Genomic DNA, 25,385 nt, shown 5'->3' with positions numbered 1-25,385 from the left:
CAACCCATACAGGAAACAACATGAACAAACTTCTTCTCTCGACCGCCCTCAGCCTTCTCATCACCGCCCCGGCTTTTGCCGCTGGCACCCATGGCGGCGGCCACGGCGATGACGGCCACGGCGACATGCACAAAGAAATGGCCGTGGGCATGCCCGGCAAGGCCGAGGCCGTCGACCGCACCATCGACGTGACCATGCGCGAAACCGACGACGGCGAGATGATCTTTGAGCCCGCCGAGTTCGACATCAAGAAGGGCGAGACCATCCGCTTTGCCGTCACCAACAAAGGCGAGATCGAGCATGAGTTCGTAATCGACACGATGGAGGGCAATGCCGAGCACAAGGAAGCCATGGCCAAGATGGACATGGAGCATGACGACCCGAACTCGGTCCGTCTCGACTCCGGCATGGAGGGCGAGGTGATCTGGAAATTCGCCAACGAAGGCAGCTTTGAATTCGCCTGCCTGATCCCCGGCCACTACGAATCCGGCATGCATGGCCCGATCACCGTGGCGCAGTCTGATGAGGCGCCCGAAGCGCCCGCGGTCTACTCCACCGGCAAGATCAAAAAGGTCGACGCCAAAGGCAAGAAGGTCACCATCATCCACGGCCCGTTGGAAAACCTCGACATGCCGTCGATGACCATGGTGTTCAAAGCCGATGAAGCGCTGATCGCCAATATGAAGGAAGGCCAGAACATCGAATTCGTGGCCGACCGTGTGAAAGGCAAGCTGACCGTCACAGCGATGAAGTAAGCACCGACAGCAGGGCCGGCGAACGGGCTGGCCCTGCTCTTTCCACAAAAAAAATAAGGCAGTTCGAGCAATGAGAACGCGTGGAACCATCGCCCTTTGGGCCATCGCTGCACTACAGGCAATTGTGGCAATCTTCTTTTCCGTCTGCTTCTTGCTGGACGCTGTCGGACTGGAACCTGAATTTCTGATCTGGCAAAGCCATGAGTATCAACAGACCGTGTTGGCCATCGGGTTGAACCTCGGCGTGGCACTTGGCTGGATCGCCCTTAGAACAAGCCTGCAACGCGCCCGGCTCGCCGAAGAAAAGATGCGCCGTTGCACCTCGGAGTTCTCAATGGTGATGTCGCGGCATTTCACCGATTGGCGTCTGACCCCCGCCGAGCGGGATGTCGCGGTGTTTTTGGTCAAGGGCCTGAGCACCCGCGACATTGCGGACCTGCGCGGCACCTCCGAAGGCACGATCAAAGCGCAGACAAACGCGATTTATCGCAAGGCGGCCGTTACCGGGCGCACCCAGTTGCTGAGCACCTTCATTGAGGATTTGATGGATGACGCATTGATGCCTGCGGAGGCCCTGCAAACTGCGGCCGTGAAGGGCTCAGCGATAGGCCCTGCAACCAGATCAAACGCCGCCCCGGCGTAATCGCTTGAGGAAACGCCCCCCGCAAGACAGGTTGCCCCTTCATGATCCAAGCAATGCTTCTATCCGTTCTGGTCGTCAGCATCTGCACGGCGATCCACTATCTCGTGCTCAAACGGGTTTCCGATACCATCGAGCAGCGCAAAAGTGCTGCGCATGGCCAGAACCTTGGCTTGGCCGTCGGCGCAATCACAATCGCGCATGTCATCGAGGCTTTCATCTATACGCTGTTCTTCCTTTGGGCCGTGCAGGGTTTGCAAATCGGCGCGCTGAACGGAGCCGGTCCGGCGGGCAAGCCTCCCACGATGATGGATTTTTTCTATTTCTCGCTGGTCAACTTCACCACCTTGGGGCGCGGCGACTTGACCCCCGTGGGGCACCTGCGCTTCATCACCGGGATAGAGGCATTTCACGGCTTTCTCATGATTACAGCATCAGGAAGCTTCGTGCTGCAGGTCATGGCGGGACGCGCCCCCCTGTCGGACAAGGGGTGACCCAAATGGTTCGGCCCATTCTCTTTCCCGATAGAGAGCGCATAGGCGGTCCACCTCCAGCCCGTCATCGACAGTTGGAATTGGCCCCGGCAGGACATACCTACATGCCCCGGACATCAGCGCGCCCCGTCCCCCCTGGCAGCATCAACCGCAATTCATTCCGATAAGGCATGACATGAACAGAAGACAATTCCTCGCCAGCGTTTCCGCCGCCGCGGTTCTGCCCCTTCCGGGCTTTGCTGGCCAGACGCCACTGAAGTTAAAGGCCGAAACGGTAAGCCAGCAAATCCTTCCCGAAGGCGAAGGCACCACCGCAATGCTGGGGTTCAACGGCTCGATGCCGGGACCTGAGATCAGGCTTAAACGGGGTGCGCGGGCATCGATTGAGGTCGAGAACGGGCTTGAAGAGGGCACTGCCGTTCACTGGCACGGCATCCGGCTGGAAAACCGGATGGACGGCGTCCCGGTGCTGACGCAAGACCTGATCAACCCCGGTGACAGCAAGACCTACAGCTTCGTGCCGCCCGATGCGGGGACCTATTGGTATCATTCGCACTATATCTCGCAAGAGCAGGTGGCGCGCGGCTTGATGGGGCCGCTGATCGTCGAAGACGACGCCCCCCTCGATCTGGATCATGACATCACCGTGATCCTGTCCGATTGGATCATCGACGAAGATGGCAGCCTTGTTGATGAATTCACCGACATGCACAGCGTCGCCCATGCGGGCTATATGGGCAATTTCGCCCGCGGCTTCCTATCGCGAAGCGAGGTGCGGCAAGGTGATCGCATCCGCCTGCGGCTGATCAATGCGGCGACCAATCGTATTTTCCCCCTAAGCATCTCTGGCGTTTCTGGTTCGGTTGTCGCCCTGGACGGCATGGCACTGCGCCAACCCCGCGCGGCCTCTGACCTCGTTCTGGCGCCGGCCCAGCGGGCCGACCTGATCGTCGATGTCACCGGCCCGGTCGGCTTTGACATGCCCACGCGGCAGGAGCCTTACCGTCTGGCCGAATTGTCCATCTCTGGCGAGAATACGGATCGGCAATCGGGGCCTCTGCCGACCTTGGCGGCACCGGACCTCCCGGCACCGGGTGCCCCCTCCCAGCACCTGACGCTGACCATGATGGGCGGTGCCATGGGCGGTCGGCACGGCGGTGCCAACATCTGGTCCTTCAACGATGTCTCGGACCTGCCACAGGACCCCTTTGCCGCCATCGAACGTGGCGAAACGGTACGGATCACATTCGTGAATGATACCGCCTTTCCGCATGGCATCCATTTACATGGCCATCATTTCTATGAACTTGCCGCCGATGACAGCCTTGGTGATCTGCGCGACACAACTTTGGTGGCGGCCGGTGAAAGCCGGGATGTGCTTTGCGTTTTTGACAATCCGGGCCGCTGGCTAATCCACTGCCATATGCTAAGCCATGCCATCGGAGGGATGCGAACATGGGTAGAGGTCACATGATCCGATATTCACTTCTTGCCCTTGTCTGGGCAACCACGGCGCAGGCGGGCCACGAGCTTGAGGGCCGCGATATCGATGCGGGTCGCACGCTCTATGCCGAGACCTGCGCGGCCTGTCATGGCGCCAATCTCGAAGGCCAGCCTGACTGGCGGACACCGGATGAGGACGGCATTCTGCCAGCGCCCCCCCATGATGCCACCGGCCATACCTGGCACCACGACAATGCCCTGCTCTTTGAATATACCAAGCGCGGCGGCAGCGCCGCATTGGCCGCGCGCGGGATTGATGATTTCGCCAGCGGAATGCCCGCCTTCGAAGGGGTACTGTCGGACGCGGACATCTGGGACATTCTCGCCTACATCCAATCAACTTGGCCGCCCCGCGAACAGGCCGCTCAGGCAGGTCGCAACCGGCCACATTGAGGCCGCAGCCTCAGAACGCCAGCTCCAGCGGTGGCGTTGATGACCCAGACCAAGTGCGCATGCCACAGACCTTTGCGGTGCTATGGCATGCGCAGCCGCCCCTACCCCTTGGGCTTCTCGCCCGCCGCTGCAAAGGCAGCTTCAAGGTCGGCCTCCGTCGGGAAGCCAATCAACACACCCGCCCGCGCTTCGTTGAGGTCGGCCCCGCGCCGTTCAATTTGAGCGTCGGACATCGTGGTGCGCTGGCTGATGCGGCGGGTCCATTGAAAGAACAGGTTTTGCAGCCGTTCGCATTCTTGCGCGGAATGCGGATCATCGCCCAGATCGTTGAACTCATCCGGATCGGCCTGCAAATCGAACAGCATCGGGCGGAAGCCTTCGGCAAAGACGTATTTCCAACGTCCATCAAAAAGCATCGTCAGTTTGGCCTCGGCAACGCTGACGCCCAAACGACGGCGGGCTTGGCGGAAGGAGTAATCGTATTCGGAGATGACAAAATCGCGCAAGGAGTCCGCCTTGCCCTGCATGAGCGGACGCAGGGACTTGCCCTCAATGATATGCGGAACGGCGGCGCCATCGAAATAGTCGAGGATGGTCGGCACCACATCAATCGCTTCGACCAGCGTGTCTGACACCGTGCCGCGTGTGGCATCCGCCTCTTTACTGGGGTCGACAACGATCAGGGGAATGCGTGCCGAAGGGTCGTGAAACAACTCCTTCTCGCCAAGCCAGTGATCGCCCAGATAGTCGCCATGATCCGAGGTGAAGACGATCATCGTCTCATCGGTCAAACCCTTGGCGTCCAGAAACGCCATGAGTTCGCCCATCTGATCGTCGATCTGTTTGATCAACCCCATATAGGCGCCGATCACTTTCGTCCGGGTGATGTCATTGGTAAAGGCTTTGGACACCCGCTCTTCCATGAAGGCACCAAACACCGGATGCGGGTCCGTCTGTTCCGCGTCGCTGCGCAGCACCGGCTGATGGGTCTCTGGCGGGTACATATCGTGGTAGGGTTCGGGCACGATATAGGGCCAGTGCGGTTTGATGTAGCTAAGATGCAGGCACCATGGCGTGTCGCCCGCCTCTTGAATGAAGTCCATCGCACGGCGGGTGATATAGGGGGTCTCACTCTCTTCATCCGAGGCGCGGGCCTTGGCGTCTGAATTGTCGAGAAACCAGCCGCTCAGGATGTTGCCGTCTGCATCCTCGCCACTGTTGGCGACGCTGTCCCAAGGGTTTTCATCCTCCCAGCCGCGGTCCTTCATGTACTCATCATAGGCTTTGTTGCGCTTGCCGTAACTGGTGCTTGGGTGCAGCCCGTCGTCGCGCTCATAAGGCTCGAAACCACATTCGGACACCAAAGCCCCAATCGTGCTGTCGGGGGCCAAACCGAGGCGTTTCATCCCTTCGGCATCGGCGCTCATATGGGTCTTGCCGCAGAGTGCCGTGCGCACGCCCAGCGGGCGCAAATGGTCGCCCAGGGTCATCTCGCCTACTTTCAGCGGCACGTTGTTCCACGTCGATCCATGCGAACTGACGTAGCGGCCCGTGTAGAAGGACATGCGCGATGGGCCGCAGATCGTCGACTGCACATAGGCGCGATCAAACCGCACGCCGCGTTTGGCCAAAGCGTCAATATGCGGTGTATCAAGCCCCGGATGCCCTGCGCAGGACAGGTAATCCCATCGCAGTTGATCACACATGATGAAGAGTACGTTTTTTGTCATGATGGCGTCCGGGTCCGAGTGGCATTTAAGTTGTAGCAGAGAGGACCGGGGCTGGGCGCACCCCGGTCCTTGAGGTTAGGCTTTCGCCGCGTCAGGGATTTCGACCCCCAGTTCGGTCAAGGCACGCAAAGCGCCGGGGTGCAGCGGCAGGTTGATGTCTTGCACAGCGCCCTCTGGCGTGATTGCCCGCAGCCAAGGTGCACTTTCGCCCGCCTCTTTGACACCGTCGTAGAAGGCTTTGGTCATCTGATAGATCATCTCTTCGTCCGCGTCCTTGTTGGTTACGATCCCAACGATTACGCCCAGTGTCGTGACATCCCCCTCATTGGCCTGATTGTCGCCATAGATGCCCGCAGGCAGCGTGGCCGCGCTGAAGCCCGGGCGGCCAACGAGCGCCTGAACGCCTTCGGTTTCAAGCGTATCGGCAGGAATACCAAGGAAGCGGATCTCGTTGGTCACCGCGATTTGGGTCAGCGCAGGGCTGGGCGCGTTGGTCGGGTTGCAGTACACGTCGAGGTTGCCGTCTTGGAAAGCCGCCGCCGCCGCGTCCCAGCCGAGCTTGACGGCTTCGTAGTCGGTGCCTTCCTCCAGCCCGGCCACCGCTTTGAACAAGCGCGCCATGGTGGTGTAGGCCGCCCCTCCGGGGGGGCCGAGGAACACACGTTTGCCAGCGATCTGATCCATCGACGTGATGCCGGAGGAGTCGTAAACCGCGATGTGATAGACACCCATCGGGAAGTTCAGCACGGTGCGCAGGTTGTTGACCAGTTCAGGCGCCTGTTCGATCTTTTCATACATGGCCGCCTGACGGCGCATCAGCGCGTGAATGACGGGCGAAGACATGCAAAAATCGCTGCGTCCCATCGCCACTTCCAGCACATGGCGCGTGGCCGCGCCGGTCGCGTTCAACTGAATTTCAAAATCCGGCAGCGCGCCGTTCACGATGCTCGCGAAGGTGGTCATCACGAGGTTCGGGCTGGTGCCCGGCCCCAGCGTCGACATGCGCAGAATATCTTTCGCAAAGGCCCCGCCCGGCAAAGCGGCAAGCGCGGCGGCACCTGTGGCGGTGCCTAGAAAACCACGGCGTGTGAATGTTGGGTTGGTCATGGGTTGTCCTCCTCTGGATTATGAAACTTCGGGCGTCATGAACGCCCCGAACCGAACGGCGGACCACAGCGCCACGGTGGCTGCCACGGCAATCCACGACACCAGCGGTCCGAAAAACAAAAGCGCAAAGGCAATCCCAAGGCCCAAGGGCGCATAGCCCGCCTTGCCTTTCGCCGGGTAGCATGCGCGCGAGATATGCAGCACCGCCAAGGTGACGAACAGGATCGACTGCGCGGACTGCGCCAGCGGGTAGCCCGTCCCCAGCAGCATGGCCGGTTTGTAGATAAAGGCGAAAGGGATCACGAAACCGGGCATTGCCAGTCGTGACGCTTCGATCGCCGTGCGCATGGCCCCTGCCTTCGCGATGGGGGCCGCGGCAAAGGCCGCAAGGGCCACAGGCGGCGTCACTGCAGAAAGCACGCCGAAATAGAGCACGAACATATGCGTGTGGATGATCGGCACGCCGAGCCGTTGCAGCGCGGGCCCCATAACCAGCACGATGATCAGATAGGCAGGCACGGTGGGCATCCCCATGCCCAAAAGCAGACAGGCCACGGCCATCAGCAACAGCGAAATCGCCAACTGCCCATCCGCATAGCTCGCCACCAGCGACGCGAACCGCAGGCCGACGCCGGTCAGGTTCAAAATACCGATAATGATACCAACCGCGCCCACTATCACCACAAGCTGGGCCGAGATCAGGCCCGCCGAGCGAATGAACCTGACCCAAGAGGATAGATCGGTCAAAAGGCCCGGCTTGATCGCGAAACCAAGCACGACGGCAAAGGCCACGCCGATAAAGCCTGCATAGGCCGGAGAAGAGCCGCCGACCATGGCAACGACGATGGCCGTCAGCGACAACATAAAGACAATGATCTGCGCAAGCTCGCGCCAAACGAAGCTGAGCTTTGGCTGTTCGGAAACGTCCAGATCCATGCTCCGCGCCGCACTTGAGGTCGCCATGAACAACCCGACATAATAAAGGATCGCCGGAACGGCGGCGGCCGCGCAAATGGTCAGATAGGGCTCACCGGTGACATCGGCCATGATAAAGGCCACGGCCCCCATGATGGGCGGCGTGATCTGCCCCCCGCTTGAGGCCGCCGCTTCGACCGCTCCGGCAAAATGCGCTTTGAACCCGCGTTTCTTGATCAGCGGTATCGTAATGACGCCGGTGCCGACGACATTGGCCACCGCGCTGCCGGAAATCGTGCCGAACAACCCGCTGGCAATTGTCGCCGCCGCCGCTGGCCCCGAGCGAACGCGCCCGGTCGCCGCAAGCGCCAGCTTTACAAGCACCCGGTCGATCGTGAGAAACTCAAGGAAAGCGCCGAAAATAATAAAGATCAGGATGGTCGAAACGACCGTCGCCATGGGACGGCCAAACACACCGTCAAAGGAATACCATAGAACTTGGATCAACTCTTCTGAGGTCATGCCCGCATGGCGCATGAACCCCGGCGCATATTGGCCAAAGGCCCCGTAAAGCAGCACAAGGGCCGCCACGCTTGCCATGACCATGCCAACAGACCGACGCGTGAGTTCGATCACGGCGATCAGCCCCAAAGTGCCCAACCAAATGTCGGCGGAGGTCAGAAAATACAGCCCGGTTTCGATCTCTGCCGCTGCGCGAAAGTACTGAAAGACCGCGACCCCCAGTAGGGCTGCCGTAAGCAGCGCCAAAGGTTTTTCAGCGACAGTCTGGCCACGTTCCATCTGGGTCAACAGAATCAACAACCCTCCGACCAGCAGCATCCCGACGCGCAGATAGGACTCGCTGAACACGCCAAAGACGGAAACGTAGAAAACGACGGCGATGATCAGTCCCGATAGCGCAAGGTTCAATCCGGTCACGGATTTTGAAAGCAGGTTTTGCATCGGTCCTCATCCCCCCTAAATGCGACACCCCGGCAAAGACCTCCTCCGCCCCTGCCGCGATTGCGCAAAAACTAGACAGCGATGGATTAACGGTCCAACATGGATTTCACCAGGTGGAACGCTATGACGAAATTAAACCGCTCCGTTGAACGCGGGCTCAACATCCTCGAAGTTATCTCCAGCAATGGCGTGTGTTCCTTGGCCTTTCTGGCCGAGCGCACCGGCTTGCCCAAGCCGACAATCCTGCGCATCTGCGCTACATTGGTCCAACAGCGCTGGCTGACCCAAAGCAGAAGTGACAGCCGCTACAGGGTCGGATCCCGTTTCCCGCGGGTGAATTCCCGCCCTACGTCGATAGACACGCTGGTCGAAGCCGGTGCCTCTGCGATCCTTTCCCTTTCTGATGCCACGGGACTTGGCGTGGACCTTGCCGCGCCCATCGGCAATGGCCGGGTCGAGATTGTGGATACGACGCGGAACTTTTCCAGCCACGGTATCTTTCCCGATTGCATCGGCTACAGGCCCTCGCCTTTCCGCTCTGCACTGGGCTGCGCTTTTCTGGCGGCACTGGAGCCTGAGCAGGAGGCAGAGTATTCCGCCCGTTTGGCCGTCCACACCACCGGCAAAGACCGCAGCGCTGCCTTGGCGCTGCCAGCTAAATTGCGCGAGGTTCGCGCGCAGGGTTTCGCCATCAGAGAGGACGGCTATTGGGGGCGTGCGGTGGATTACGGCGGCATTCCAAGCGCGATTGCGGTCGCCATAGGGTCACAGGGTCATGCTGTCGGCGCGGTTAGCCTGATTTGGCTGGCCGAACAGCATAGCGTCGCCGCCATCGCCAAAGCGCATTTGAAAAAACTGACCGAGACGGCAGAGGAGATCGGCAAGCTCTACGCGGCCAACGTCGGTTAATTTCGTTGACCCGTCGTTCAGAGCTCGTCCGTTTGTTCATCTAAAGCGCCCTGCAACCGGGCTGTGCGCGGCCAATACGGACAGTCTGTAGGGGAGCAAATCCGACAGGTTGAAGTCATCTGATGCCATCCGGAACGGCTCCCCCCCGTGATCGTTGCACCTGAAATTTTCTTGACGGATTGTCCCATGGCCTCCTATTCGTTGCAATTGTAACGATTCTGAAACGGCGGTTCTGGCATGGTTTATGGCCAACGCATGAAGGATCAAGGGGAGGGGAAAATTGATGACTGGCAGTGGCAAAAGCGCGTTTAATCCGGGCGGCGGGGACAGGCTCGGCTGTATGTCCGGCGGCGACTATTTCGAAACCAAACCGCTCCCCGGTGCCCTGCCCCAAGGCAGGAACACGGTGCTCACAGATGTGCAAACCCAGCTTTCCAAAAGAGAGGCTCAGCCTCAGGATGATTACATCGACTGCTGGGCGGATATGGAAATGAAGTGCGACAGCACGCCGGGTAACAAATAGCCCGATGCTTACGCTATATTCCTACTGGCGCTCGACCACATCTTACCGCGTGCGGATAGCGCTGAACCTTAAGGGCCTCCCCTATCGGATGGTCCCGGTGGACCTCGTGGCCGGGGACCAACACAACCCAGACTATGTGGCCAAGAACCCCATCAAAGGGGTACCAACATTGCTTCTTGAAGACGGGCGGGCGTTGACCCAATCGCTGGCAATCATGGCCTATCTGGACGAGATCGCGCCAGACCCTGCCCTTTTGCCCGCGCCCGCGTTTGAGCGGGCTCAGGTACTGGCCGCCGCACAAGTGATCGCGACGGACATTCATCCGATCAACAACCTCAAGGTGGTCAGCCACCTGAAAGCCCATCATGGGCTGACCGCGGATGAGGGAACGGCATGGATGCGCCATTGGATGACCGAAGGGCTGCACGCCTATCAAGCGCTGCTGCCGCACGGCCCGAAATTCAGCTTTGCCGATCACCCGCTGCTTTGCGACCTTTGCCTTATCCCGCAGCTTTACAACGCCCACCGGTGGGGCGTCGAGATGACACCCTTCGCGCGGCTGCTTGAGATCGAACAGGAGGCCCTGCGCCTCCCGGCCTTTGACGCCGCACGCCCCGAAAATCAGCCGGACGCCAATTGAAGGGCAGCTCATGCGTTCATGGGCTGAAAGCGGCAAAACCACCGGGACTGACGTTGCGTGTGTCGAGGGACGACCGGGGCGACACCTCGAACGCCTCTGGCGATCTTGAAAACAGGCGGGCATCTAACCTGAAGCAATCGACAATGGCCCTATCCCGCCTATTTTCAAATCTCACCGAATAGAGCTGTCGTAACTTTGCTGGTGGTCGCCCCCTAGCCGCATCGAATACCCTCGCATAAACAGTCTTTTTCTTCCGGAGCATCCATGAGCACCAAATATTTCGCGCCACACGGGGGACATCCCGGGCAAGAGCAGCTTCTTACCGATCGCGCAGTTTTCAAGGATGCCTATGCGGTCATCCCAAAAGGTACGATGCGGGATATCGTCACCAGCTTTTTGCCCTTTTGGGAGGATACGCGCCTGTGGGTCATCGCGCGCCCGATGAGCGGCTTCGCCGAGACATTTTCGCAATACATCATGGAGGTACAGCCCGGAGGCGGTTCTGAAAAGGCTGAATTGGATCCGGAAGCCGAGGGCGTATTATTCGTTGTGGAAGGCGCAGCCACTTTGCGTGTCGCGGGCGAGACTTACGAGCTGAGCCCGGGCGGTTACGCATACCTGCCCCCGTCGAGCGCCTGGACCCTGCGAAACGAAGGCGATGAAGTCTTGCGCTTCCACTGGGTGCGCAAGGCATATGAGGCCGTCGAAGGGTTGGATATGCCCGATGTGCTGGTCCTGAACGAAAACGACATCGAACCGACGCCCATGCCGGGCACAGATGGCAAATGGTCGACGACCCGCTTTGTCGACCCATCCGACCTGCGCCACGACATGCATGTCACGATTGTGACATTCGAACCGGGCGGCGTTATTCCCTTTCTTGAGACACATGTGATGGAGCACGGGCTCTATGTGTTGGAGGGCAAAGCCGTCTACAATCTGAACAATGATTGGGTCGAGGTCGAGGCTGGCGATTACATGTGGCTCCGCGCTTTTTGCCCCCAGGCATGCTATGCGGGTGGCCCGGGGCGGTTCCGGTACCTGCTTTACAAGGACGTAAATCGCCATATGGCGCTCCGTCCCGGCGCCGCGTCATACCCTCAACATCAGCGCCTCAAGGCTGCGGCCCAGTAACGCTGCCCCCGATCGCGAGGCTCAATTGGTGAGCCGCCTTGATGACGGGGCGGCTCAATTCTTCGATCTCGGACGCGCCGACCCTGCTTGTTGGCCCGGATATCGAGATTCCCGCGACAGCTTCGCCATTCATGTCGAATACCGGCGCCGCGATACAGCGCATGCCTTCGTTCCTCTCTTCATTATCAACTGAAAAGCCGCTTTCCCGAATGGCTTCGAGATTCTGGCGCAGGGCCTTCGGATCGATGATCGTATGCGCGGTAAACCGCGTCATCTGCCCTTTCGAGAGTAGTTTGTCCAAACGCTCTGGTTCCATATATGCGAGCAACGCCTTGCCAATGCCGGATGCATGCATCGGAGAAAGGCTGCCGGGCGGGAAAAATGCGCGGATGTTCGCATGTGTCTCCACTTGGCTCAGGAACAGGACCGCCTCTTCTTTTCCGACGCCGATATTGGCTGTTTCACCGGTCGTTTCCATCAGCTTTCGCATGATGGGTCGCGCACGATCGACAAGACTTGTGCGCCGAAGGAAACGCGCGCCGATCACAAACGCGCGCGGACCAATGTACCAAACCTGCTCTTCGTGATCGAATTCGACCAGCCCCCTGCCCTCAAGGGTTACAAGGATACGGTAGACGGTCGCTGGCGATTGGCGCATCTCATCTGCCAGCTTAGAGAGCGGCTTGCCCTGCGCTTCGCTGAGATACTCGAACACCTCCATGGCCCGGTCGAGCGATTTGATCGTGTTCTGCGCGGTCTTGTCCGTCCAGCCACGGGGCCTTCCGCGTGCTTTCCGACCAGTTCCTGAACCATTGTCTTGAGATTCCATAAGAACCCTTCGTTTCTATGTGAAAGACGAAATCACCATATGAAAAATATAACGCACTGACAACACTCACCTTTAAGCATGAACCCAAAAACTGAAACCCTATTTCAAAAAAATATCGGTTCGCCCTGGTCCGGTCTATTGTGAAGCCAACAACGGAAGGAGACCGTCCATGAGCTTTCAAAATCCCGTTTTCATCCCGGGCCCGACCAACATTCCCGAGAGCCTGCGCAAGGCTTGCGACATGCCTACGATCGACCACCGGTCACCGCTGTTTGGGCAAATTCTACATCCCGCTCGCGCAAGTGTTCGTAAGATCCTCAAAAGCGACAACGCAGAAATCTTCATTTTTCCGTCCACCGGCACGGGGGGGTGGGAAACTGCGCTGACCAACACGCTGTCATCGGGTGACAAAGTGCTTGCGGCACGCAACGGTATGTTCAGCCATCGTTGGATCGACATGTGCCAGCGTCATGGTCTTGCTGTGCAGACGGTCGAAACCGCATGGGGCGCAGGGATCCCGGCGGATCGCTACGAAGAGATCCTGACCGCTGACAAAAGCCACGAGATCAAGGCCGTTCTTGCCACGCATAATGAAACGGCCACCGGCGTGAAATCAGACATTGCGGCCGTGCGCCGTGCGCTGGACGCATCGGGCCATCCAGCGATGCTGTTGGTGGATGGTGTTTCATCGATTGCCTCAATGGATTTCCGTTTCGACGAATGGGGCGTGGATGTTGCCGTGACCGGGTCACAAAAAGGCTTCATGCTGCCCGCTGGCCTCGCCATTGTTGGCTTCTCACCCAAGGCGATGGAGGCCACCAAAACCGCCTCTCTGCCTCGCACGTTTTTCGACGTACACGACATGGCCAAAGGCTACGCAAACAACGCCTACCCCTATACGCCTGCCGTGGGGCTGCTGAACGGTCTGAATCAAGCCTGCAACATGCTGCTGACCGAAGGTCTGGAGAACGTGTTTGCCCGGCATTACCGGATTGCAGAGGGTGTGCGTGCGGCGGTGGGCGCTTGGGGCCTTGATCTTTGCGCCACGGACCCTTCGGTTTACTCCGACACTGTCAGTGCCATTCGGACGCCCGAAGACTTCAACGCCACCGATATCGTGGCACATGCCGCCAACAAGTATGGCGTGGCCTTTGGCGTGGGGCTCGGTGAGGTCGCGGGCAAGGTCTTCCGGATTGGCCACCTCGGCAGCCTGACGGATGTCATGGCCCTCTCCGGCATCGCAACCGCAGAAATGTGCATGGTCGATCTTGGATTGGACATCAAACTCGGCTCCGGGGTCGCGGCGGCCCAAGAATACTATCGCGGCCATACCGCGGCAGCGCAAAAGGACGCGGCGTGATGAAGGATTACCAGATGTACATCCCGACTTACGAGGACATGTTGGACGCCCACGCGCGGATCGGCCCCTATATTCGCCGCACGCCGGTCCGCACCTCGGACTACCTCAACGAACTTGCCGGTTGCGAGCTGTTCTTCAAATGCGAGAACTTTCAAGAGCCGGGTGCCTTTAAGGTGAGGGGCGCCTCGAACGCGGTGTTCGGGCTCAGCGAGGAGCAGGCGGCCAAAGGCGTCGCAACACATTCCTCAGGCAACCATGCATCCTGCCTGTCTTATGCCGCTATGAAGCGTGGCATTCCATGCAACGTGGTGATGCCCCGCACAGCACCTCAGGCAAAGAAGGATACGGTGCGCCGTTTTGGCGGTGTCATTACCGAGTGCGAGCCGTCGACCAGTTCCCGTGAGGCGACCTTTGCCGAGGTGCAAACTGCGACAGGGGGCGATTTCGTACACCCCTACAACGATCCCCGAGTGATCGCCGGACAGGGCACATGTTCGAAAGAATTCATTGAGCAGACGGATGGTCTTGATGCTGTGGTGGCGCCAATCGGTGGTGGCGGCATGATATCGGGCACCTGCCTCGCCCTCGCGACCCTCGCGCCCGAAACTCAGATCATTGCGGCCGAGCCTGAACAGGCAGACGACGCTTACCGCAGCTTCAAGGCGGGCCATATCATCGCGGACGATGCCCCCAAGACCATTGCCGACGGCCTTCTGGTCCCGCTCAAGGACCTGACTTGGCATTTTGTCTCAAACCACGTGTCCGAAATCTACACGGCCTCCGAGCAAGAGATCATTGAGGCGATGAAGCTGACCTGGAAGCATCTGCGCGTGGTCATGGAGCCATCCTCTGCTGTGCCGCTCGCGATAGTTCTCAAGAACCCCGAAGCCTTTAGGGGCAAGCGCGTCGGCCTGATCATCACGGGCGGCAATGTCGATCTCGACAAGCTGCCGTGGCTGAACGCCGCCTGATCTCAAATATCGACTGAAAAACGAAGGAGCACGGACATGAAAGATATGACCAATCTCGACGAATTCGAAGTGGGCTACGATATCCCGGCAAAACCGGGCATGGACGAGGCCGACATCCAAACCCCGAGCCTTGTGCTTGATCTTGACGCGCTGGAGCGCAACATCAAAAAAATGGGAGACTACGCCAAGGCGCACGGCATGCGCCACCGTACCCACGGCAAGATGCACAAGTCGGTCGATGTCCAAAGGCTTCAAGAAAAGCTCGGCGGTGCATGCGGTGTCTGCTGCCAGAAAGTCTCAGAGGCCGAGGTTTTTGCGCGGGGTGGCATCAAAGATATCCTCGTCTCAAACCAAGTACGCGATCCCGCCAAAATCGACCGCCTCGCCCGTCTGCCCAAGCTGGGCGCCCGCACGATCTGTTGCGTTGACGACCTTGCCAATGTGGCTGATCTGTCATCGGCGGCGCAAAAACATGGCACCGAGATCGAATGTCTTGTCGAAATCGATTGTGGCGCGGGGCGCTGCGGTGTGACCACCACGTCTGACGTGGTGGCGATTGCCAAGGCCATCGACGGTGCCGAGGGGCTTAAGTTTTCAGGCCTGCAAGCCTATCAAGGCGCAATGCAGCACCTCGACAGCTATGACGAACGCAAGGAGAAGATCGATATCGCCGTGGCGATGGTCAAAGACGCGGTCGATACGTTGAAGGCCGAAGGTTTGGACTGTGACATCGTTGGCGGTGGCGGCACTGGCTCCTACTATTTCGAGTCCAACTCGGGTGTGTATAACGAACTGCAGTGCGGCTCCTATGCCTTCATGGACGCGGACTATGGGCGCATCCTCGACAAAGACGGCAAACGCATCGACCAAGGGGAATGGGAGAATGCCTTTTTCATCCTCACAAGCGTGATGAGCCATGCAAAGGCGGACAAGGCGATCGTCGACGCTGGCCTCAAGGCTCAATCTGTCGATAGCGGATTGCCAGTGATCTACGGGCGCGATGATGTCGAATATATCAAGTGTTCGGACGAACATGGGGTGGTGATGGACCCAAACGGCGCGCTGAAGGTCAACGACAAGCTGAAGCTGGTTCCGGGTCACTGCGATCCGACCGCCAACGTCCATGATTGGTATGTTGGTGTTCGGAACGGCAAGGTTGAATGCCTCTGGCCAGTTTCGGCACGCGGTCACGCCTACTGATCTAGCGATGTAAGACAACGGCCCCATGTGTCTGCTTTCTTCCCCGCGGGCACAGGGGCGAACTGATTTGAAGCGTGTCAGAATACTCTTTTCCGCCCCAACCTGCGGCGCGACGTTCTCAAGCCACTGGCGAACCTCTCGGAGTCTTCTGAAACGAAATATTTGGAGAGACACATGCTGATCGTACCTGAACGTGAGATCGCCAACCTAATGACCCGCGAGGCAGCTTTTGATGCTATCGAGAAAGTCTTTGCCGCAATGGCATCCGGCGACGCCTACAACTTCCCTGTCGTACGCGAAGCGATTGGGCACGAAGATGCGCTATACGGGTTCAAAGGCGGATTTGATCGCGCCGGGTTGAGCTTGGGGTTAAAGGCCGGTGGATACTGGCCGAACAACCTTGAAAAACGCAACCTGATCAACCACCAGTCCACCGTGTTCCTGTTCGATCCTGACACCGGCAAGGTCAAAGCGATGGTCGGTGGCAATTTGCTGACAGCGTTGCGTACGGCGGCGGCTTCGTCGGTTTCAATCAAACACTTGGCCCGTGAAAACGCGACCGTCATCGGCATGGTAGGCGCAGGCCACCAAGCCACCTTCCAGCTACGTGCCGCATTGGAGCAGCGAAAGTTCGAGAAGGTGATCGGCTGGAACTACCACCCAGAGATGCTACCCAATATCGAGAAAGTCGCGCATGAGGCAGGGGTTCCCTTTGAAGCCGTCGATCTGCCCGGCATGACTGAAGCCGACGTCATCATCTCGATCACCTCTGCCTTTTCACCGTCTTTGATGGCCGATCACGTCAGCCCCGGAACCCATGTCGCATGTATGGGCACGGACACTAAGGGCAAACAGGAGGTCGAAGCGGCCTTGCTGACACGCGCGTCCGTGTTCACCGATGAGGTTGCCCAGTCCGTAAGCATCGGCGAGGCGCAACACGCCATTGCCGAAGGGATCATCATGGAAACAGATGTTGCCCAGCTCGGCGCGGTCATCAATGGGACCAATCCGGGTCGTACGTCGGATCATCAGATCACACTGTTTGACGGCACCGGTGTCGGCCTTCAAGATCTTGCAGTGGCGGCCAAAGTTGTTGATTTGGCCATTGAGAAGGGCATCGCAGTCGAAGTAGAATTCTGAGTAACGACGAGCCGAGTTGGCCCAAGTTTTGCAAGGCGTTTCAACAACGCGGACAAACGGTAGGTTTCATGTTTTTGCCAATATCCCTGCTGTTTGTGGGGGCGGTTCTTGTGTTGAATGGTCTTTGGATGTCTGGGCGCATCTCGGATCGAGAGATTGTTGTCATCAACTTTGCCACAGCGGCAATTACCGCCACAGTCGCCGTTGTGTCACTCGTGCGCGCCACGACCGGGGATGAAGTCCGTTCTGTCGCCCTGACGCTGCTGTTCAGCGCGACCTACTTTTGGGTGGCGGTTAACCGGTTGAATGGCGCCGATGGCCGCGGTCTGGGATGGTTCAGCCTGTTTGTCTCTCTTTCCGTGTTGCCTCAGGCCTTTTTAGCCCTCGCCTCTGCAGCGAAATTCATTGATATCTGGCTGGGTATTTGCTGGCTTACTTGGTCGGGTCTTTGGTTCATGTATTTCGCCACTTTGACGTTGAAGAAACCGGTTCAAGACCAAACAGCAGTTGCCACACTCCTAAGCGGCGTGCTGACTGCCTGGCTGCCCGCCCTTTTCCTGATGTACGGAGCTTGAACGTGACCCGCCAGCTAAGTGTCTTTATCAACGGTTTTGGTCGCATCGGCAGGACTTTGCTGCGCCAGATTTTACAAAATGAGAGCCAGTCCGCCGTCAAAGTCGTTGGCATCAACGATATTGCGTCCCTCGAAACTTGCGCGTACCTGCTGCGCTACGACAGTGTTTTCGGCCCTTTGCCTCTCCCAGTGGAAACGGGAGATCGCCAGATAACAATTGGCGGTCGCCCCATCCCATTTACCTGCGAACCGGACCTGCGGGCCTTGGATTTACGCGGTGTGGATGTTGTTTTGGAATGCACCGGAAGGGTCAAGGATAGAGACTTCGCAGAAGCAGGCATCGACGCTGGGGCGTCGAATATTCTGATTTCCGGCCCGTCCGAGGTCGCCGACCAGACGGTTGTCTTGGGCGCCAATGAACAAAAACTTGGCGATGCGCGGATCGTGTCCAATGCGTCTTGTACGACCAATGCGATCGCCCCCCTCCTCCGCACGATTGATCTAGGTCTTGGAATTTCTAGAGCACATGTCACCACCATTCATTGCTACACCGGGAGCCAACCGACTGTTGACCAGCCCGGTGCCAGTCTTGAAAGAAGCCGTGCTGCTGCTGTCTCAATGGTTCCGACAACAACCAGCGCGCTTAATCAAATCTTTAACGTATTGCCAGAATTACAAGGCCGGCTCAGTGTCAGCGCCGTCCGGGTTCCCTGCATCTCAGTATCGGCAATCGATGCGACGCTGCAAATCTTGGAAAAGCCCGAAGGTTCGTTTATCGAGTTCTTGCGCGAAGCCTTTGCAGACTCGACCCTCATTGGTCTGACAGAAGACCCCTGTGTTTCGACCGATTTTCGGAGCCGCCCTGAATCTCTGGTAATCGCTCTTCCCGAAACGCAATCAATCGAACAGCGCCAGCTGCGCGTCTTTGGGTGGTACGACAACGAATGGGGCTTCTCTGCACGCATGCTTGAAATGGCGGAACGCCTCGCGGCGAGAAGCCGGTGATCTGCCGAGAATGACGCACCTCTGAAAGGTTGAAGATATATTCCAGATGAGGGCCGCGCTCTGTGAGCGATGTCTGAACCTTGGGTAAACCAGCGCTGGCGAGCTGCACGTTGGCACAGGTGCAGCTCGCCAGCGGCCTTTGGACGTGGCATCGCCTAAGGTTTTGAAACCCCCATGTATCCTTTATCAGTTTGAGCCATCCCCTTTGACGCTGCTTCCCGTTGGGCTGGCCAAGTCCCGAGATGAACCCGGCGATCCCGGCACGTATTTCTTTCAACCCTAGCGCTTACCCGCGAAAAAATGCGGCGCAGAGACCTGCGCCGCATTTGCTTTTCCTATCTCACCGCGAAGGCGACATCAGACGCGGTCACTCTGCGCGAGTGATCCGCTCCCCTGTCCTGCCATACCGCCAGAGACTTCCTCGGTGGCTTCACCCGAAAGCTCCTCGGGCAGCACCAGATTAAGAACGATGGCGATGAGGGCCGCGGGCAGAATGCCCGAAGTCCCTAGGACTTTCAGCGTGCCCGGCAGATACTGAAGCGCATCCGGCTCAAGCTGCAGGCCCAGACCAAGTGACAGCGCGATGGCAAAAATGACCATGTTGCGACGGTTCCAGTTCACATCGGACAGCATCGAGATACCAGCCGCGACCACCATGCCGAACATCACGATGACACCACCGCCCAGCACTTCGATCGGGATCGAAGAGATCACCGCACCGATTTTGGGAACAAGACCACATATGATCAGAAAAATCGCCCCGATTGTAACGACCATCCGGCTCATCACACCCGTCATGGCGATGAGACCTACGTTCTGACTGAACGACGTATTGGGCAGCGCGCCGAACATGCCCGAGATGGCCGTGCCGATCCCATCTGCATAGGTCGCCCCTTGGATTTCGCGGTCGCTCGCCTCGCGGCCTGCGCCCCCTTTGGTGATCCCGGAAACATCGCCAACAGTCTCGATGGCCGAGACGAAGGACATGGCACAAAAGCCGATGACCGCGGCGGCCGAGAATTCGATGCCAAAGTGTAGCGGGTTCGGCAGCGCAAAGCTTGCCGCTTGACCTACATTGCCAAGATTGACCTGACCAAGCGCAAAGGCGACGACATAGCCAACCAAAAGGCCGATCAGAACGGCCGACACAGAAAGCATGCCGCGGGTAAAGAACTTCAGGCCAAGGGTCACCAAAATCACGGTACCTGCCATGAACCAGTTGAGCCCGGAGCCATATTCTTCGGTGCCGATTGCAGGCACACCCCCTGCCGCATATTGAACACCGACCTTGACCAGAGCCAGACCAATCATGGTCACGACCAAGCCAGTGACCAGCGGCGGCAGTGCAAAACGAAGTCTCCCGATGAATAGCCCCAAAAAGGCGTGGAACAGGCCACCGGCGACGATACCCCCCATCAGGACCGCAATCGCGTCCACGCCCTTCCCGGCGACGAGCGGGATCATAATTGGAATAAAGGCAAACGATGTCCCCTGCACGATCGGCAAGCGCGCGCCAATCGGACCTACACCGATCGACTGAAACAGCGTCGCGACCCCGGCAAAGAACATGGACATCTGTATCATGTAGATCATTTGCGGAAAGTCAGGGCTGTTCGAGCCAAAGCCGAAACCTGCGGCGCCGCACACGATGATCGCCGGAGTGACGTTCGATACGAACATCGCCAGCACGTGCTGAATCCCCAGCGGCACCGCTTTTGTGAGCGGCGGGGTGTAATTTGGATCGCGGAGTTGGTCCGGCGTTCCGATGGATGCATCAGACATTATAATTGTCCCTCCCTATGGATGCGTGAGCCGGCGCTTTTTTTGCCGAATTATCTATTATCGCTCGATGATGAATGGCTCATCGAACCAATGTTCCTCCAGATTTGGCCCCTCGCTGACGCGGTCGACGACCATGAAAAGCCCCGGATCGGACAGCGGACACAAAACCCCGTGCCAGACATTGCGCCCGATGTTTACGCCCTGCCCCGGCCCAGCAATAAAGGCCCGTGGCGCAACCGGAGCACCGTCTTTATCTTCGGCTAGCACGACCAGATATTCGCCTTCCTGCATCGGCAGAAAAGCTTGGCTGCCCAAAGGGTGACGCTCCATCATTTCCATTTTGAAAGGCATGGAGAACGATGTGGATTGAAAGACGCTGACCCCTACGCGACCATCAACGTCGAGGGTCGCTCGATCATGGAAACGTCCGCAACGCCCTTGGTTTATGAGCTTGTCGGGCGTGTCTGATGCATCGATCAATTCTGCGAGCCCCGCAATGGCATCGGAATTGATTGTGGTTGCCGTCAAAACGTTGCTCATGATGCAAACCTCTCAATCAGGCGCAGTTCTGCAATTCGCTCAACCTGTCGGCAGGCTTCGGAGAACTCGGTATCGCGGTCATTTTTGATACGGCGGTGAAATGCTTCGAGAATGCTCGATTTGGTGTTATCCTTCACGGCGATGATGAAAGGAAAGCCGTGCCGCTCAACGTATTCCGCGTTGAGGTTCTGAAAGGTCTCCCGTTCTTCGTCGGTCAGCAAATCCAGTCCGGCACCCGCCTGTTCGGCAGTGCTTTCCTTTGTGAGGCGCCCCGCTGCCGCTAGTTTACCCGCCAAGTCGGGGTGGGCGGTCAGCACACCCAGCCGCTGTTCTTCGGATGCGTTACGGAACACACGCGCCAGTGCGTTGTGAATGCCTGCTGCATTGTCATGGGTCGCACCAAGCTCAAGTTCAAAGGCACCCTCGGCAATCCAAGGGCTGTGTTCGAACATGCCACCAAACTCCGCGACAAAGGTTTCCCTGTCCATATCGGATGGCGCGGTCCCCTCGGCAGGCGGGTGCAGGCTTGCCCAGTGATCGGCAATCTGTTCCCGGGTGGCGAACCAGACCCCGTCGTGTTTCGCGAAATGCTCCAAGGCGCGTTTCAACGCCATTGCGCGCCCCGGACGCCCGATAAGACGACAGTGCAAACCGATCGAAAGCATCTTGGGCGCGCCTTCGGCCCCCTCGGCATAGAGCATGTCAAAGCTATCCTTGAGATAGCTCTCAAACTGATCACCGTTCGTGTATCCCGCTTGAATCGCAAAGCGCATGTCGTTGCAGTCCATCGTGTAAGGCACGATCAACTGGTCCTTACCACCAGCCCGCACCCAGTAGGGCAAATCATCAGCATAGCTGTCGGCGATATAGGCGAAATCGCCCTCCTCGGCGGCAAGGTCCACAGTGTTCATGGAGCAGCGTCCGGTGTACCAGCCGCGCGGGGCCTCCCCCACCACTTCGGTATGAAGACGGATTGCCTCGCGGATCTGGGCGCGCTCTTCCTGCGGCTCCATATCCTTGTGTTCTATCCACTTCAGACCATGGCTGGCAATCTCCCAGCCCGCCTCCTTCATCGCCTTGAGCTGCTGGGGCGCCCGCATAAGGGCGGTTGCTACACCATAAACAGTAATTGGCGTGTCTTTGAGCAGTTTGTGAACACGCCAGAACCCGGCGCGGCTGCCGTATTCATAGATCGATTCCATGTTCCAATGGCGTTGACCCTGCCAGGGAGCGGCCCCGGTGATTTCCGATAGGAACGCTTCAGACGCAGCATCACCGTGGAGAATATTGTTTTCCCCACCTTCTTCATAGTTCAGCACGATCTGAACGGCGATTTTTGCGCCATTCGGCCATTGCGCCGCTGGTACAGCGCCACCATAGCCGGTCATATCTCTTGGGTAACGTTTCACGCAAATATTCCTTTTCTTCTAAAACCCAACCTAAACAGGAAAAATGGATCTGTTTTTCAAAAAAATTTTAAAGGAGCCTTCTGTTAGTGGAGATTTGTCACTTAAAGGCATTCAGCCTAGAAACAGACAGCGTTTCAGGAGAAGTTAAAAATGGCCGGCTATCTTACAACCCATGTCCTCGACACCGCCCTTGGGTGCCCCGCCGAAGGGCTGAAAATTGAATTGTTTCGCATCAGCGGTGTTGAACGGCATCTGTTGAAAACGCTTACGACGAACAACGACGGGCGCACTGACGAACAAATCCTGCCTGAAGCAGAGTTCGAAGTGGGCGAATATGAACTGGTGTTCCACGCAGGCCCTTATCTGGATGCAAGCGGCACGCCGCCTGAAGACCCCCGGTTTCTAGGCGTCATACCGATCCGCTTTGGGATGTCCGAGCAATCGCACTACCACGTGCCCTTGTTGCTTTCTCCTTTCGGATACTCAACATATCGCGGAAGCTGAGGCTTCGACCCACTGATTGCTTCGCTAGATTGTCGCGGCGATGCGATCAACCATGAACTCCATGAAAAGGCGCGTTTTCGGGTCCTGTCTACGGCGATGCGTAAATAGGCACGCCATCTGAATCGGCTCGGGAGGCGTCTTTTCAGCGACAGGCACCAAAGCGCCGGTCCGCAAGTGTTCTGCAATTTCGAAAACCGGCTTCATTGCGACGCCATGACCGGCAAGTGCCCAATCGGTGAGCACGTCCCCGTCATCTGACTCATAGCGCCCCGAGACACGAAATCGCTTGGGGCCATCCGGTGTCGTTAACCGCCATTGAAATTCGGTTGCCCCCGGAAAGCGAAGGCTCAGGCATTCATGCCCCTCCGCCACCAGCGCGCTTCCGCTCTCGGGCATGCCACGGCGCGCAATATAGTCCGGCGATGCGCAGAGCACCCGCTCCACGTCTGCGATTTTTCGGATGCGCAGATTGCTATCCTCGGGTTGCCCCAGAAAGAATGCCAAATCCAGACCCTCTGTGGTCAAGTCCACTTTCCGGTCGGACAGACGCAACCTCACGCTGACTTCGGGATAGTTCTTCAAGAAACCGGGGACTTGCGGGGCGATTAACCTACGACCGACACCTAAAGGCGCCGCAACATAGAGCGATCCTTTCAGGTTCTCGGTGATGTTGACGATCTGCGCCTCGGCGCTTTCGACGGCTTCGAGTATTTCGGTCGCGCCGCGGTAGAACGACTTGCCCTGCTCGGTCGGGGAAAGACTGCGTGTCGTCCGTTGAAAAAGCCTTACGCCAAGCCGTTCTTCTAATTGTGAAATCCGTGATGACGTAACAGCTGGAGATATCCGCAAATCCCGCCCCGCGGCAGACATGCTGCCCAGTTCATAGACGCGCACAAAAGTGCGGATGTTATCGAAGTAGGACATTATTCTGTCTTTTTTGATGCTGCTTGGTCCTTTACGGCGATACCAGAACAAATCTGTCTCGCCTAGGGTGTTAGAAAATTCGAATCTAAGGAGACCAGCCATGTACGATTTGGCAATTCTGTGGGACTGGATCGCGTTCAGCGTCCGCTGGCTACATGTGATCACTGCAATGGCGTGGATCGGTGCATCGTTCTATTTTATCGCGCTCGATCTAATGCTTAAACCAAACGACGCCCTGCCCGACGGCGCCTACGGCGAAGAATGGGAAGTACATGGCGGGGGTTTCTATCACACAGTCAAATATCTGGTCGCGCCCGCCCGGATGCCCGAGCATCTGACATGGCACAAATGGCAAAGCTACAGCACTTGGTTGTCAGGGGCGGCGCTTTTGATGATCATCTACTGGGTCGGCGGTGAATTGTTTCTGCTCGACCCCACCAAAGCCGATATTTCGCTGTTTCAGGGCATCTTGATTTCCGGCGGTTCCCTAACGATTGGCTGGCTGCTCTATGATGCGATGTGCAAATCCAAATTGGCCGACCACCCCACAGTTCTGATGCTGCTTTTGTTCGTAATCCTTGTGATCATGTCATGGGGATACAACCAAATTTTCACTGGCAGGGCGGCGTTGCTGCATCTCGGCGCTTTCACGGCGACGATCATGACCGCCAATGTGTTTTTCCAGATCATGCCCAACCAACGGGTTGTCGTCGAAGACCTTAAGGCCGGTCGCACACCTGACGCGAAATACGGCAAGATCGCCAAAGTGCGCTCGACCCACAACAACTACCTTACCTTGCCGGTGGTGTTCCTGATGCTGTCGAACCATTACCCGCTGGCATTTGGAACAGAGTTCAGCTGGATCATCGCAAGCCTGATCTTTTTGACCGGTGTCACCATTCGCCACTACTTCAACACGATGCACAAAACCGGTTCCGGTCCGCATTGGACTTGGGCGGTGACCGTGTTGCTTATGGTTTTGATCGCGTGGCTTTCCACCATCAGAACGGGGGAGACATGGGAAGACGCAGAAGCCCGAGAACTGACGGCATATGAGCAGGCCTATGCCTCTGCTGAGGGGTTCGAGAGCGCTTACGACTCCGTCATCGGCAATTGCTCAATGTGCCATGCCCGAGAACCGGTCTGGGGCAATATGCAGTGGGCGCCAAAGGGGGTCTACCTTGAGACCCCCGGCGACGTTGCGCGTCATGCGGACCAGATCTATCTCCAAGCGGGCGTGAGCCACGCCATGCCCCCGCCGAATGCCGTACAAATGGACGAGGACGCGCGACGCAATATTGTCGCTTGGGTGCGCGAAGTGCGTAGCCAGTAACGCTCCCCATTCCGCATTTATTTCAAAGATTTATCGGCATCGACAGCGCGCGTTCACTACTGCAATTGCCAAAAAACCTTTGGCGCGGCGGCAGACGCCTGACCATCC

Annotated in this window: 25 protein-coding genes; 17 read left to right on the top strand and 8 right to left on the bottom strand. The window is 58.0% G+C overall.

The genetic code is table 11. The features are described 5' to 3' along the window. The first annotated feature begins 20 nt into the window (after nucleotides 1–20). The 5 genes from K3758_RS04030 (at nucleotide 21) to K3758_RS04010 (ending at nucleotide 3,785) form a co-directional block, all read left to right on the top strand. Entirely contained in the window at nucleotides 21–755 is a 735-nt protein-coding gene (locus tag K3758_RS04030) for a copper-binding protein (RefSeq protein WP_259947860.1), read from the top strand. Nucleotides 756–825: 70 nt separating this feature from the next. Further along, complete coding sequence (locus K3758_RS04025; RefSeq protein WP_259947858.1) at nucleotides 826–1,398, top strand: LuxR C-terminal-related transcriptional regulator; 573 nt, start codon at nucleotides 826–828, stop codon at nucleotides 1,396–1,398. Nucleotides 1,399–1,439: 41 nt separating this feature from the next. Next, nucleotides 1,440–1,889: a potassium channel family protein gene (locus K3758_RS04020; protein ID WP_259947856.1), complete on the top strand. Its 450-nt coding sequence runs from the start codon at nucleotides 1,440–1,442 to the stop codon at nucleotides 1,887–1,889. A 175-nt stretch (nucleotides 1,890–2,064) separates the two neighbouring features. Next, nucleotides 2,065–3,363: a multicopper oxidase family protein gene (locus K3758_RS04015; protein ID WP_259947853.1), complete on the top strand. Its 1,299-nt coding sequence runs from the start codon at nucleotides 2,065–2,067 to the stop codon at nucleotides 3,361–3,363. Continuing rightward, on the top strand, nucleotides 3,360–3,785 hold the full coding sequence (locus tag K3758_RS04010; protein ID WP_259947851.1) for a cytochrome c: 426 nt from the start codon (nucleotides 3,360–3,362) through the stop codon (nucleotides 3,783–3,785). Before K3758_RS04015 ends, K3758_RS04010 begins: the two co-directional genes overlap by 4 nt. A 101-nt stretch (nucleotides 3,786–3,886) precedes the next feature. Here K3758_RS04010 and K3758_RS04005 read toward each other — a convergent pair whose 3' ends face one another. From K3758_RS04005 to K3758_RS03995, 3 genes are all read right to left on the bottom strand, one after another. Continuing rightward, complete coding sequence (locus tag K3758_RS04005) at nucleotides 3,887–5,515, bottom strand: alkaline phosphatase family protein (protein WP_259947850.1); 1,629 nt, start codon at nucleotides 5,513–5,515, stop codon at nucleotides 3,887–3,889. Between the two features lie 75 nt (nucleotides 5,516–5,590). After that, the gene (locus tag K3758_RS04000; RefSeq protein WP_259947848.1) at nucleotides 5,591–6,622 is read right to left on the bottom strand and encodes a TAXI family TRAP transporter solute-binding subunit; all 1,032 of its coding nucleotides are present in this window, start codon (nucleotides 6,620–6,622) and stop codon (nucleotides 5,591–5,593) included. Between the two features lie 18 nt (nucleotides 6,623–6,640). Continuing rightward, nucleotides 6,641–8,500: a TRAP transporter fused permease subunit gene (locus K3758_RS03995; RefSeq protein ID WP_259947846.1), complete on the bottom strand. Its 1,860-nt coding sequence runs from the start codon at nucleotides 8,498–8,500 to the stop codon at nucleotides 6,641–6,643. Between the two features lie 123 nt (nucleotides 8,501–8,623). On the opposite strand from K3758_RS03995, the gene K3758_RS03990 reads away from it, so the two are divergent. The 4 genes from K3758_RS03990 to K3758_RS03975 all read left to right on the top strand — a co-directional run bounded on the left by K3758_RS03990 (nucleotide 8,624) and on the right by K3758_RS03975 (nucleotide 11,706). Further along, nucleotides 8,624–9,409, top strand: coding sequence for an IclR family transcriptional regulator (locus tag K3758_RS03990; protein ID WP_259947844.1), 786 nt, complete (start codon nucleotides 8,624–8,626; stop codon nucleotides 9,407–9,409). Nucleotides 9,410–9,692: 283 nt separating this feature from the next. Next, nucleotides 9,693–9,932 (top strand): hypothetical protein, encoded by a 240-nt coding sequence (locus K3758_RS03985; protein WP_259947842.1) that lies wholly within the window; start codon nucleotides 9,693–9,695, stop codon nucleotides 9,930–9,932. A gap of 4 nt (nucleotides 9,933–9,936) precedes the next feature. Continuing rightward, nucleotides 9,937–10,572: a maleylacetoacetate isomerase gene (gene maiA / locus K3758_RS03980; RefSeq protein WP_259947840.1), complete on the top strand. Its 636-nt coding sequence runs from the start codon at nucleotides 9,937–9,939 to the stop codon at nucleotides 10,570–10,572. 264 nt (nucleotides 10,573–10,836) lie between these two features. Next, nucleotides 10,837–11,706 carry a bifunctional allantoicase/(S)-ureidoglycine aminohydrolase gene (locus K3758_RS03975; protein WP_259947839.1) on the top strand — a complete coding sequence of 290 codons (870 nt, stop codon included), beginning with the start codon at nucleotides 10,837–10,839 and terminating at the stop codon, nucleotides 11,704–11,706. Here the strand turns inward: K3758_RS03975 and bhcR are convergent. Beyond that, complete coding sequence (gene bhcR / locus K3758_RS03970) at nucleotides 11,687–12,535, bottom strand: HTH-type transcriptional regulator BhcR (protein ID WP_259947837.1); 849 nt, start codon at nucleotides 12,533–12,535, stop codon at nucleotides 11,687–11,689. The genes K3758_RS03975 and bhcR overlap by 20 nt on opposite strands. 169 nt (nucleotides 12,536–12,704) lie before the next feature. On the opposite strand from bhcR, the gene bhcA reads away from it, so the two are divergent. From bhcA to K3758_RS03940, 6 genes are all read left to right on the top strand, one after another. Further along, nucleotides 12,705–13,895, top strand: coding sequence for an L-aspartate--glyoxylate aminotransferase BhcA (gene bhcA / locus K3758_RS03965; protein ID WP_259947836.1), 1,191 nt, complete (start codon nucleotides 12,705–12,707; stop codon nucleotides 13,893–13,895). Then, entirely contained in the window at nucleotides 13,895–14,866 is a 972-nt protein-coding gene (bhcB, locus tag K3758_RS03960; protein ID WP_259947834.1) for a beta-hydroxyaspartate dehydratase BhcB, read from the top strand. Before bhcA ends, bhcB begins: the two co-directional genes overlap by 1 nt. A 36-nt stretch (nucleotides 14,867–14,902) precedes the next feature. Next, nucleotides 14,903–16,066: a 3-hydroxy-D-aspartate aldolase BhcC gene (gene bhcC / locus K3758_RS03955; protein ID WP_259947831.1), complete on the top strand. Its 1,164-nt coding sequence runs from the start codon at nucleotides 14,903–14,905 to the stop codon at nucleotides 16,064–16,066. Nucleotides 16,067–16,240: 174 nt separating this feature from the next. Beyond that, complete coding sequence (bhcD, locus tag K3758_RS03950) at nucleotides 16,241–17,206, top strand: iminosuccinate reductase BhcD (RefSeq protein WP_259947829.1); 966 nt, start codon at nucleotides 16,241–16,243, stop codon at nucleotides 17,204–17,206. Between the two features lie 68 nt (nucleotides 17,207–17,274). Then, nucleotides 17,275–17,781 (top strand): AmiS/UreI family transporter, encoded by a 507-nt coding sequence (locus K3758_RS03945; RefSeq protein WP_259947827.1) that lies wholly within the window; start codon nucleotides 17,275–17,277, stop codon nucleotides 17,779–17,781. 2 nt (nucleotides 17,782–17,783) lie between these two features. Continuing rightward, complete coding sequence (locus tag K3758_RS03940; protein ID WP_259947825.1) at nucleotides 17,784–18,785, top strand: type I glyceraldehyde-3-phosphate dehydrogenase; 1,002 nt, start codon at nucleotides 17,784–17,786, stop codon at nucleotides 18,783–18,785. Between the two features lie 357 nt (nucleotides 18,786–19,142). Here K3758_RS03940 and K3758_RS03935 read toward each other — a convergent pair whose 3' ends face one another. The 3 genes from K3758_RS03935 to puuE are packed head-to-tail and all read right to left on the bottom strand — an operon-like array spanning nucleotide 19,143 to nucleotide 22,516. Beyond that, entirely contained in the window at nucleotides 19,143–20,567 is a 1,425-nt protein-coding gene (locus K3758_RS03935; protein WP_120350342.1) for a uracil-xanthine permease family protein, read from the bottom strand. Nucleotides 20,568–20,624: 57 nt separating this feature from the next. After that, nucleotides 20,625–21,107: an ureidoglycolate lyase gene (locus tag K3758_RS03930; protein ID WP_259947822.1), complete on the bottom strand. Its 483-nt coding sequence runs from the start codon at nucleotides 21,105–21,107 to the stop codon at nucleotides 20,625–20,627. Further along, a complete protein-coding gene (gene puuE / locus K3758_RS03925; RefSeq protein WP_259947820.1) occupies nucleotides 21,104–22,516 on the bottom strand; it encodes an allantoinase PuuE in 1,413 nt (470 codons plus the stop codon). Before puuE ends, K3758_RS03930 begins: the two co-directional genes overlap by 4 nt. A gap of 150 nt (nucleotides 22,517–22,666) precedes the next feature. Between puuE and uraH the strand changes: the two genes are divergently transcribed. Then, entirely contained in the window at nucleotides 22,667–23,020 is a 354-nt protein-coding gene (uraH, locus tag K3758_RS03920) for a hydroxyisourate hydrolase (RefSeq protein WP_067628535.1), read from the top strand. A gap of 24 nt (nucleotides 23,021–23,044) precedes the next feature. Here the strand turns inward: uraH and K3758_RS03915 are convergent, their stop codons facing one another. Beyond that, nucleotides 23,045–23,944 (bottom strand): LysR family transcriptional regulator, encoded by a 900-nt coding sequence (locus K3758_RS03915; RefSeq protein WP_067628533.1) that lies wholly within the window; start codon nucleotides 23,942–23,944, stop codon nucleotides 23,045–23,047. A gap of 100 nt (nucleotides 23,945–24,044) precedes the next feature. Here K3758_RS03915 and K3758_RS03910 point away from each other — a divergent pair, with 100 nt between their 5' ends. Further along, entirely contained in the window at nucleotides 24,045–25,277 is a 1,233-nt protein-coding gene (locus K3758_RS03910) for a urate hydroxylase PuuD (RefSeq protein ID WP_259947816.1), read from the top strand. Nucleotides 25,278–25,385 lie beyond the last annotated feature (108 nt).

Origin of the sequence: Sulfitobacter sp. W002, from assembly GCF_025142135.1 — a bacterium.
Classification (GTDB): domain Bacteria; phylum Pseudomonadota; class Alphaproteobacteria; order Rhodobacterales; family Rhodobacteraceae; genus Sulfitobacter; species Sulfitobacter profundi.
This window is presented reverse-complemented; position numbering and strand designations above follow the sequence as displayed.

Coding starts and splice junctions, on each gene's coding strand:
- K3758_RS04010 (WP_259947851.1), top strand. CDS start 3,360: ATGATCCGATATTCACTTCTTGCCCTTGTCTGGGCAACCACGGCGCAG.
- bhcB (WP_259947834.1), top strand. CDS start 13,895: ATGAAGGATTACCAGATGTACATCCCGACTTACGAGGACATGTTGGAC.
- K3758_RS03930 (WP_259947822.1), bottom strand. CDS start 21,107: ATGAGCAACGTTTTGACGGCAACCACAATCAATTCCGATGCCATTGCG.
- K3758_RS03915 (WP_067628533.1), bottom strand. CDS start 23,944: ATGTCCTACTTCGATAACATCCGCACTTTTGTGCGCGTCTATGAACTG.
- K3758_RS04020 (WP_259947856.1), top strand. CDS start 1,440: ATGATCCAAGCAATGCTTCTATCCGTTCTGGTCGTCAGCATCTGCACG.
- K3758_RS03945 (WP_259947827.1), top strand. CDS start 17,275: ATGTTTTTGCCAATATCCCTGCTGTTTGTGGGGGCGGTTCTTGTGTTG.
- K3758_RS04030 (WP_259947860.1), top strand. CDS start 21: ATGAACAAACTTCTTCTCTCGACCGCCCTCAGCCTTCTCATCACCGCC.
- K3758_RS03975 (WP_259947839.1), top strand. CDS start 10,837: ATGAGCACCAAATATTTCGCGCCACACGGGGGACATCCCGGGCAAGAG.
- bhcR (WP_259947837.1), bottom strand. CDS start 12,535: ATGGAATCTCAAGACAATGGTTCAGGAACTGGTCGGAAAGCACGCGGA.
- K3758_RS03985 (WP_259947842.1), top strand. CDS start 9,693: ATGACTGGCAGTGGCAAAAGCGCGTTTAATCCGGGCGGCGGGGACAGG.
- K3758_RS04025 (WP_259947858.1), top strand. CDS start 826: ATGAGAACGCGTGGAACCATCGCCCTTTGGGCCATCGCTGCACTACAG.
- maiA (WP_259947840.1), top strand. CDS start 9,937: ATGCTTACGCTATATTCCTACTGGCGCTCGACCACATCTTACCGCGTG.
- uraH (WP_067628535.1), top strand. CDS start 22,667: ATGGCCGGCTATCTTACAACCCATGTCCTCGACACCGCCCTTGGGTGC.
- K3758_RS03990 (WP_259947844.1), top strand. CDS start 8,624: ATGACGAAATTAAACCGCTCCGTTGAACGCGGGCTCAACATCCTCGAA.
- K3758_RS03995 (WP_259947846.1), bottom strand. CDS start 8,500: ATGCAAAACCTGCTTTCAAAATCCGTGACCGGATTGAACCTTGCGCTA.
- K3758_RS03935 (WP_120350342.1), bottom strand. CDS start 20,567: ATGTCTGATGCATCCATCGGAACGCCGGACCAACTCCGCGATCCAAAT.
- K3758_RS04005 (WP_259947850.1), bottom strand. CDS start 5,515: ATGACAAAAAACGTACTCTTCATCATGTGTGATCAACTGCGATGGGAT.
- bhcA (WP_259947836.1), top strand. CDS start 12,705: ATGAGCTTTCAAAATCCCGTTTTCATCCCGGGCCCGACCAACATTCCC.
- K3758_RS04000 (WP_259947848.1), bottom strand. CDS start 6,622: ATGACCAACCCAACATTCACACGCCGTGGTTTTCTAGGCACCGCCACA.
- bhcC (WP_259947831.1), top strand. CDS start 14,903: ATGAAAGATATGACCAATCTCGACGAATTCGAAGTGGGCTACGATATC.
- K3758_RS04015 (WP_259947853.1), top strand. CDS start 2,065: ATGAACAGAAGACAATTCCTCGCCAGCGTTTCCGCCGCCGCGGTTCTG.
- K3758_RS03910 (WP_259947816.1), top strand. CDS start 24,045: ATGTACGATTTGGCAATTCTGTGGGACTGGATCGCGTTCAGCGTCCGC.
- bhcD (WP_259947829.1), top strand. CDS start 16,241: ATGCTGATCGTACCTGAACGTGAGATCGCCAACCTAATGACCCGCGAG.